Here is an 8,582-nt window from a genome sequence, read left to right as displayed (position 1 = left end):
TACACTCTTTCCCTACACGACGCTCTTCCGATCTGCTGGTCCAGATGGAGCATATCTCGGTACAGGTCGTCGGGCGCGGCAGCCCGGTGATCCTGATCCCCGGCCTGTCCAGCCCGCGTGCCACATGGGACGACGTGGTGCCCGAGCTTGCCCGGAACCACCGCGTCTATCTGGTGCAGGTCAACGGCTTTGGCGGCGACGATCCGCGCGGCAATCTCCAGCCGGGTGTCCTCGATGGCATCGTTGCTGACCTCCACACGCTGATCGCGAACGCCAAGCTCGGCGCGGTGCCGGTGGTCGGCCATTCGATGGGCGGGCTGGTCTCGCTGATGCTGGCGAAGGCGCATCCTGCCGATGTGAAGAAGGCGCTGATCGTCGATGCGCTGCCGTTCATCAGCACCATCTTCGCCCCCGCCGCTACCGTCGACTCGATCAAGCCCCAGGCCGAGATGATGCGCGCGCAGATGGCCGGGCTCTACGGCAAGCCATTCCCCGCGCAGCTCGCCCAGATGCTCGCGCAGCAGAATGCGCTCAAGCCCGCTTCGCGCGAAAAGGTCGCCGCCTGGTCGAGCAAGGCCGACATGCGGGTGAGCGGCCAGGCGATCTACGAGGACATGGTCACCGATCTGCGCCCCGACCTGCCCAGGATCACCACGCCGATCACCGTGCTGGTGCCGTGGACCGCCGCGCGCGGCGAGGCGGCGACGCTCGGCTTCTATCGCAGCCAATATGCCGGCGCGCCCAAGGTCACGATCCAGGGCGTGGGCGACAGCGGGCACTTCGTCATGCTCGACCAGCCCGCGGCGTTCGAGCGGGCGCTGGCGGCGTTCCTCGCGGGTTGAGACACCCAGTAACCGTCATCCCGGCGGAAGCCGGGATCCATTCGGCACTCCGGTTCGGCAAGCGCCGTGACCTAGACCCCAATGGATCCCGGCTTCCGCCGGGATGACAGATGTTGGGGCTGCCGATTGCCTAGCGGCTCCAGCGCGCGAAGATGGCGGTGGGCAGTTCCAGCCCGCGCGTCTCTTCGCGCACGGTCAGTTCGCCGGCCTCGACGGTGCCGCCCTTGCCGGCCATCGCCTGGCGGACCAGTTCGCCGATCGCCAGCGCCGACATCCGCACCGCGTAGACGGTGAGGAACAGGAAGCGCGAATTTGCGTCGAGCAGCCTGGCCACATCGTCGATCAGTCCGGGCAGGCCCTCTTCCAGCTTCCACACCTCGCCATTGGGGCCGCGGCCCCATTTGGGCGGATCGAGGATGATGCCGTCATAGCGGCGGCCACGGCGCACCTCGCGCGCGGTGAATTTCATCGCGTCGTCGATCATCCAGCGGATCGGCTTGTCGGCCATGCCCGAGAGCTGGGCATTGGCCTTGCCCTCCATCACCGATTTCTTGGAGGCATCGACATGGGTGACCTTCGCCCCCGCCGCCGCCAGCGCCAGCGAGCCGACGCCGGTATAGCCGAACAGGTTCATGCATTCGGGCTCGGCCATCCCGTCGATCCGGCCGCGCATCCAGTCCCATACCGGCGCCATGTCCGGGAAGAAGCCGAGGTGGCGGAAGGGCGTGGTCTGGGCGGTGAAGCGCACCTCGCGCCATGCCAGCGGCCAGCCCTCGCGCGGCACGGGCTTCAGATACTCCCAGCGGCCGCCGCCATCCTCGTCGGAGCCGGGGACGAACTCGGCATGCGCGTCCCAGTCGGTGGACGCCGGCGCCCACAAGGCCTGGGGCTCGGGGCGAATAAAGCGATAGGCGCCGTAGCGCTCCAGCTTCCGTCCGTGGCCCGAATCGACCAGCCCGTAATCGCCCCAGGGCTCGCCGGTGAGGGTGACGAGCTTCACGGCCGGGCGTGCGCCCGCTCGGCGATATAGCCGGTGATCGCGCCGAATTCGGCCGGCAGCGTGTCGTAGCGCTCCTGGCGCTCGAACAGGTCGCCGACGCGGCTGGGCACGTTGGGGCGCATGCCGGTGGCGCGCTCGACCGCGTCGCGGAACTTGGCCGGGTGGGCGGTGGCCAGCGTCACCACCGGCACGTCGGCGGCCAGCCCGGCGCGCTGCGCGGCGGCGAGGCCGATCGCGGTGTGCGGATCGATCACCTGGCCCGCTTCGGCGCAGGCCCAGCGCATCGCCTCGTTCATGCCGTCCGCATCGATCGCGTCGCTGGTGAACAGCGCGGCGGCGCCGTCGCGCTGCGCATTGGTGAGCTGCATCGCGCGGGTAGATTCAAAACCGCGCATCTGCTCGGTGATCGGCGCGCCCGCGAGATCGAACAGCAGCCGCTCGAAGTTGGAGCTGACCTGGATGTCCATCGACGGCGCGGCGGTGGGGGTGACGGTGCCCGCCGAATAGTCGCCGGCCGAAAGCGCGCGGTGGAGGATGTCGTTGACGTTGGTCGCGACCACCAGCTTCGCCACCGGCAGACCCATGCGGGCGGCGACATAGCCGGCGAACACGTCGCCGAAATTGCCCGTCGGCACCGAGAAGGCGACCGGCCGGTCCGGCGCGCCGAGACGGACGGCGGCGTAGAAATAATAGACCACCTGCGCCATCAGCCGGGCCCAGTTGATCGAATTGACCGCGCTCAACTGGAAGCGACCGGAGAAGGCCGCATCGTTGAACATCGCCTTCACCAGCGCCTGGGCATCGTCGAAGCTGCCTTCGATCGCGATGTTGTGGACGTTGGGGGCGAGCACCGTGGTCATCTGGCGGCGCTGCACGTCGGACACGCGGCCCTTGGGGTGCAGCATGAAGATGTCGACGCCGATACGCCCGGCCACCGCGTCGATCGCGGCGCTGCCGGTATCGCCCGAGGTGGCGCCGACGATGGTGAGGTGCTGATCGGTGCCGGCCAGGAACTTCTCGAACAACAGGCCGAGCAGCTGCAGCGCCACGTCCTTGAAGGCGAGGGTGGGGCCGTGGAACAGCTCGAGCAGCCAGTGCTGCCGGTCGAGCTGGACCAAGGGCGTCACCGCCGCGTGCGAGAAGCGGCCATAGGCCTGGGTGCACAGCTGGCGGAGCTCGTCCTCGCGCAGGTCCGGCGTGACGAAGGGCAGCATGACGCGCACCGCCGTCTCCACATAGGAGAGGCCGCGCATCGCGGCGATGTCCGCGGCCGAGAAGCTGGGCCATTCGGTCGGGACGTAGAGGCCGCCGTCGCTGGCGAGACCGGTGAGGGTGACGTCGCGAAAGCCCAGCAAGGGCGCGCCGCCGCGGGTGCTGTGATACTGCATGGCCGCCCGCGTTACCGGGCAAGCGCCGACACGACAAGATAGCTGTCCTTGGGGGCGGCTTGTCATTGTCGGGCGTGCGGAGTGTTCCGTCACGGATCTCGCCTGCGTATAGGCGCGTTCCGTACAGCTTTCCCGATGGAGAGAGATGATGGCCTATCCCCAGCCCTGGCACGCCGATGCCGATCGTTACGATGGCCGCATGCCCTATCGCCGCTGCGGCGTGAGCGGGCTTGACCTGCCGGCGATCAGCCTGGGGCTCTGGCAGAATTTCGGCGGCACCGACGTGTTCGAAAATGCCCGCGCGATGCTGCGCCGGGCGTTCGACCGCGGCGTGACGCATTTCGATCTCGCGAACAATTACGGCCCGCCCTACGGCTCGGCCGAGGAGAATTTCGGCCGCGTCATGGCGACCGACTTCGCCAGCCACCGCGACGAGCTGATCATCTCGACCAAGGCGGGGTGGGACATGTGGCCCGGACCCTATGGCGACGTCGGCGGCAGCAAGAAATATCTGATCGCCTCGTGCGACCAGAGCCTCAAGCGGATGGGGCTCGACTATGTCGACATCTTCTATTCGCACCGCGTCGACCCCAAGACTCCGCTGGAGGAGACGATGGGCGCGCTCGCCCAGATCCACCGGCAGGGCAAGGCGCTCTATGTCGGCATCTCCAGCTATTCGCCCGAGCTGACGCGTAAGGCCGCCGCGATCCTCGCCGACTACAAGGTGCCGCTGCTGATCCACCAGCCGAGCTATTCGATGCTCAACCGCTGGATCGAGGAGAGCCTGCTCGACACGCTGGAGGATCTCGGCACCGGCTGCATCGCCTTCTCGCCGCTGGCGCAGGGGATGCTGACCCGCAAATATCTGAACGGCGTGCCGGAGGATGCGCGCGCGGCCAAGGGCAGCTCGTCGCTCGACACGCGCCTGCTCTCGGACGAGAACATCGCCCGCATCCGCGCATTGAACGCGATCGCCGAGAAGCGCGGCCAGACGCTGGCCCAGATGGCGATCGCCTGGGTGCTGCGCGACCGCCGTGTCACCTCGGCGCTGGTCGGTGCGCGGACGGTGCAGCAGCTCGACGACTCGCTGGACGCCGTGAAGAATCTCGCTTTCTCGGCCGAGGAGCTGGCCGAAATCGACACCCATGCAACCGAAGGCGCGATCGACCTCTGGAAGGTATCGTCCACGCTCGAGGATCTGCCGCAACGATGAGCGTCGCCTTCCGCCGCGAGAGCGACGAGGAACACAAGGAGCCGAAGTTCGAGCTGCCGCTGCCGGCCGGGCCCAACCTGGTCACGGCGGCGGGGCCGGCGCTGATCGCGGGCAAGGTCGCAGCACTTGAGGCAGCGATCGAGGCCGAGGGGGATGCGGAGGCCAAGGAAGGGCTGAAGCGCGAACTCCGCTACTGGAACACCCGCGCCGCCACCGCGCAGGTTGCGCCGCCCATCGTGGACGGCGTGGCGGGCATCGGCGCGCGCGTGCGGATCCGGCTGGGCGGGCGCGAGCGGGTGATCGAGATCGTCGGCCATGACGAGGCCGATCCGGCGGCCGATCGGCTGGCGTTCCAGGCGCCGCTGGCGCACGCGCTGCTCGGCGCGGAGGAAGGCGAGCGGGTGGACTTCGCCGGCAAGGCCGAGGCGATCGAGGTGCTCGCGGTCGAAGCGATGTCGTGAAAGGTCGGGCGGCGGGGCCTAGGGGCTCCCGCCGCCGCGTCCAGCCGGCGTCAGCTCACCCGGCGGAGATGCTTGCCGCCATAGCGCTGGCCCAGATAGGCGGTCAGCCGGTGCAGGTAGTTCTTGGCGTTCTCCGCCTTTTCGGGGCAGCAGGGCAGGGGGTTCTTGCTGATCCCCGCCGCGCGCCGATCCACCTTCTGGCACAGCAGTTCGATGTCCTGCCGGCTGAGCAGGTTCTTCTCGCGCATCACGCACAGCAGGCTTTCGAGGATGATCAGCGTTTCATCCCCGGCCTGCACGTCGGGCAATTGTACCGCTTGCGATTCGCTCTGCATCACCGCACCTCTCCGTTCCTATTGGATCCAGAGAGTATGCGGATTTTTGCAGCTGGCAAGGGCTCACTCGAGCCCGCCACCTAAGGTTCTATACAGGGTCACCAAATTGCTCGCGCGCGTCAGCCGTGTGGTGACCAGCTGCTGCTCGGCGGCATAGGCGCTGCGCTGCGAATCGAGCGCGGTGAGGAACGAATCCACCCCCGCCCGGTAGCGCGCGTCGGAGAGCCGGGCGGCGACGTCGGCGGCCTGGGCCCGTGCGGTCTGGGCGCGGACCTGCTCGTCGATCGTGCCGCGCTGCGCCAGCGCGTCGGAGACTTCGCGGAACGCGGTCTGGATCGTCTTCTGATAGGTCGCGACCGCGCCCTCGCGCGCCGCCTTGTAGTAATCGACGTTGGCCTGGTTCTTCCCGAAATTGAAGATGTTGAACGAGGCGGTGGGCGAGACCGTATAGGTATCGGTACCCGAACCGAACAGCTTGCCGATCGTCGAGGCGATCGAGCCGCCGGTCGCGGTGAGCGAAAGGCTGGGGAAGAACGCCGCCCGCGCCGCGCCGATATTGGCGTTCTGTGCGATCAGCTGATGCTCGGCCTGCAGCACGTCCGGACGGCGCAGCAGCACCTCGGACGGCAGGTTGCCGGGCAGTGCGTCGATCGTCGCCTTGCCGTCGCCCAGCGCCTCCGGCAGCAGCTCGGCGGGCACCGGTGCGCCGGTGAGCAGCTGGAGGGCGTTCACGTCCTGCGCGATCCGGGTCTTCGCCGTGGCGACGTCGTTGCGCGCGGATTCGTAGCTGGTTTCGGCCTGGCGCGATTCGAGCTCCGAGGCGGTGCCGATGCGGAACTGGGCCCGGGTGAGCTCCAGCGACTGTTCGAATGCCTTGAGCGTCCGCTCGGCGATCGCCAGCTGCTCGCGGTCCGAGGCGAGCGTCAGCCAGGCCGCGGCGATTTCACCGATCAGCGAAACGCGGGTGGCGCGCTGCGCTTCCCCGCTGGCGAAATACTGTTCCTGCGCGGCGCGGCTGAGGTTGCGCACCCGGCCGAACAGGTCGATCTCGAATGAGGTGATGCCGCCCGAGACGCTGAAGTTCTGAATGTCCTGCACGCCGCCGGTGCCCAGCGCGCCGCCGGCGCTCGCCGCGAACTGCGCGGTATTGGTGTAGGTGCCGGTGCCGCTGACGCCGATCGCGGGGAACAGGTCCGCGCGCTGCGCCCGGTACTGCGCCCGCGCCTGCAGCACATTGGCGGCGGCGAGGCGCAGGTCCTGGTTGTTGTCCAGGCCCAGCTGGATCACGCGGCGCAGGCGATCGTCGACGAAGAAGTCGCGCCAGCCGATCTTGCTAATGTCCGGCGCATCGCTGGCCGCCGCCGGGTAGACGCCGCCCTGGGGCAGCGCCGCCGGTACCGCCGGCTCGGGCCGGCCGTATTTGGGCGCAAGGTTGCAGGCCGAGAGCGCGGTGCTCGCGGCGAGCACGAGGATAAGGGGGAAGCGGTTGGTCACGGCCGTCAGGCTCCCTGCGGCGCCGGGGCGCCGCCGTCATTTGTGGTTGCGGGGGGCGTCTCGTCCTTGCCGCGGCGGCGGTCGAACAGGTTGCGCACCACCACGAAGAACATCGGCACCAGGAAGATGGCGAGGATCGTGGCAGAGAGCATGCCGCCGACGACAGAGCGACCGATCGCGTTCTGGCCGCCGGCACCTGCGCCGGTGGAGATCGCCAGCGGCAGCACGCCGAAGATGAAGGCAAGGCTGGTCATCAGGATCGGCCGCAGGCGAAGTTTGGCGGCTTCCACCGCTGCGTCGAAGGCACTCATGCCCTCGCGCATCCGCTCCTCGGCGAACTCGACGATCAGGATCGCGTTCTTCGCCGACACGCCGATCGTGGTGATAAGGCCGACCTGCAGGTAGATGTCGTTGTTGAGGCCGGTCAGCTTGGCCGCCAGCAGCGCGCCGACCACGCCGAGCGGCACGACCAGGATGACCGAGATCGGCACCGACCAGCTCTCGTAGAGCGCGGCAAGGCAGAGGAACACGATCAGCAGCGACAATGCATAGAGTGCCGGTGCCTGGCCGCCCGAAAGCCGCTCCTCGTAGGAGAGACCGGTCCATTCGAGCGCGGTGCCCGGCGGCAGCTTGGCGTGGATCGCCTCCATCGCCGCCATCGCGTCGCCGGTCGACACGCCGGGGGCCGGCGCACCGAGGATTTCCATCGCCGGCAGGCCGTTATAGCGGGTCAGCTGCACCGGTGCCTGTTCCCAGCTGAGCGTGGAGAAGGCGGTGAACGGCGTCATCGTGCCGGTCGCGCCGCGAACATAGAGGTTCGCGATGTCCTCCGGCGCCAGGCGATAGGGGGCATCGGCCTGGACATAGACGCGCTTGACGCGGCCGCGGTCGACGAAGTCGTTGACATAAGCGCCACCCCAGGCGCTGGCGATGGTGCTGTTGACCGAAGCCAGGTCGAGGCCGAGCGCCTTGGCCTTGTCCTGGTCGATATCGACCTTGAGCTGCGGCGCGTCTTCGAGCGAATTCGGACGTACGCCCACCAGGCGCTTGTCCTGCATCGCCATGCCCAGCATCATGTTGCGCGCCTGGAGCAGACGTTCATGGCCGATGCCGCCGGTATCGACGAGCTGCAGGTCGAAGCCGGTCGCATTGCCGAGTTCCTGCACCGCGGGCGGCGTGATCGCGAAGATCAGGCCGTCGCGATATTGCGAGAAGGCGCCCATCGCGCGGCCGACCATCGACTGCGCCGAATTGGCACTGCCCTTGCGGTCCTTCCAGTCCTTGAGCGGGATGAACACCAGGCCGCTGTTCTGGCCGGCGCCGGCAAAGCTGAAGCCGTTGATCGTGAACACGCCCTGGACGTTGCTCCCTTCCTTCTGGAGGAAGTGGTCGCGGACGAGTTCGAGACCCTTGTCGGTGCGCGCCGAAGTGGCGCCCGCCGGGCCCTGGACCAGCGCGATGGCGATGCCCTGGTCCTCTTCCGGCAGGAAGCCGGCGGGCAGCCGCAGGAACAGGAAGGCCATGCCGCCGATGATCAGCAGATAGACCAGGCCCGAACGCTTCCAGCTGCGGGCGGTGCTGCGCACGCCCTGCTCGTAGCGGCGCTGGCCGTTGTCGAACTTCTCGTTGAACCAGCGGAAGAAGCGCGCCAGCAGCCCGTTGCCTTCCGCCTTGTTGGGATCGTGCGGCTTGAGGATGGTGGCGCACAGCGCCGGCGTGAGCACGAGGGCCACGAACACCGAAAGCACCATCGCCGAGACGATCGTGATCGAGAACTGGCGGTAGATCACGCCGGTCGAGCCACCGAAGAACGCCATCGGCAGGAACACCGCCGACAGGACGAGGGCGA

Annotated in this window: 7 protein-coding genes; 2 read left to right on the top strand and 5 right to left on the bottom strand. The window is 68.1% G+C overall.

All coding sequences use genetic code 11. From position 1 onward, the window contains the following. Window positions 1–972: 972 nt before the first annotated feature. Both KK7_RS0119115 and thrC read right to left on the bottom strand, forming a co-directional pair. A complete protein-coding gene (locus KK7_RS0119115) occupies window positions 973–1,842 on the bottom strand; it encodes a class I SAM-dependent methyltransferase (RefSeq protein WP_010546246.1) in 870 nt (289 codons plus the stop codon). After that, entirely contained in the window at window positions 1,839–3,230 is a 1,392-nt protein-coding gene (gene thrC, locus KK7_RS0119110; protein ID WP_010546245.1) for a threonine synthase, read from the bottom strand. The genes KK7_RS0119115 and thrC overlap by 4 nt, the downstream gene beginning before the upstream one ends. Before the next feature lie 148 nt (window positions 3,231–3,378). On the opposite strand from thrC, the gene mgrA reads away from it, so the two are divergent. Both mgrA and KK7_RS0119100 read left to right on the top strand, forming a co-directional pair. After that, window positions 3,379–4,443 carry an L-glyceraldehyde 3-phosphate reductase gene (gene mgrA, locus KK7_RS0119105; RefSeq protein WP_010546244.1) on the top strand — a complete coding sequence of 355 codons (1,065 nt, stop codon included), beginning with the start codon at window positions 3,379–3,381 and terminating at the stop codon, window positions 4,441–4,443. Beyond that, the gene (locus tag KK7_RS0119100; protein ID WP_010546243.1) at window positions 4,440–4,904 is read left to right on the top strand and encodes a GreA/GreB family elongation factor; all 465 of its coding nucleotides are present in this window, start codon (window positions 4,440–4,442) and stop codon (window positions 4,902–4,904) included. Before mgrA ends, KK7_RS0119100 begins: the two co-directional genes overlap by 4 nt. 50 nt (window positions 4,905–4,954) lie before the next feature. Here KK7_RS0119100 and KK7_RS0119095 read toward each other — a convergent pair whose 3' ends face one another. From KK7_RS0119095 to KK7_RS21290, 3 genes are all read right to left on the bottom strand, one after another. Beyond that, complete coding sequence (locus KK7_RS0119095) at window positions 4,955–5,239, bottom strand: hypothetical protein (protein ID WP_010546242.1); 285 nt, start codon at window positions 5,237–5,239, stop codon at window positions 4,955–4,957. Between the two features lie 63 nt (window positions 5,240–5,302). Further along, a complete protein-coding gene (locus KK7_RS0119090; protein WP_010546241.1) occupies window positions 5,303–6,733 on the bottom strand; it encodes an efflux transporter outer membrane subunit in 1,431 nt (476 codons plus the stop codon). A 5-nt stretch (window positions 6,734–6,738) separates the two neighbouring features. Beyond that, a partial coding sequence (locus KK7_RS21290) for an efflux RND transporter permease subunit (protein ID WP_010546240.1) occupies window positions 6,739–8,582 on the bottom strand: 1,844 nt, incomplete at its 5' end.

The organism is Sphingomonas elodea ATCC 31461 (assembly GCF_000226955.1).
Taxonomy (GTDB): Bacteria; Pseudomonadota; Alphaproteobacteria; order Sphingomonadales; family Sphingomonadaceae; genus Sphingomonas; species Sphingomonas elodea.
This window is presented reverse-complemented; position numbering and strand designations above follow the sequence as displayed.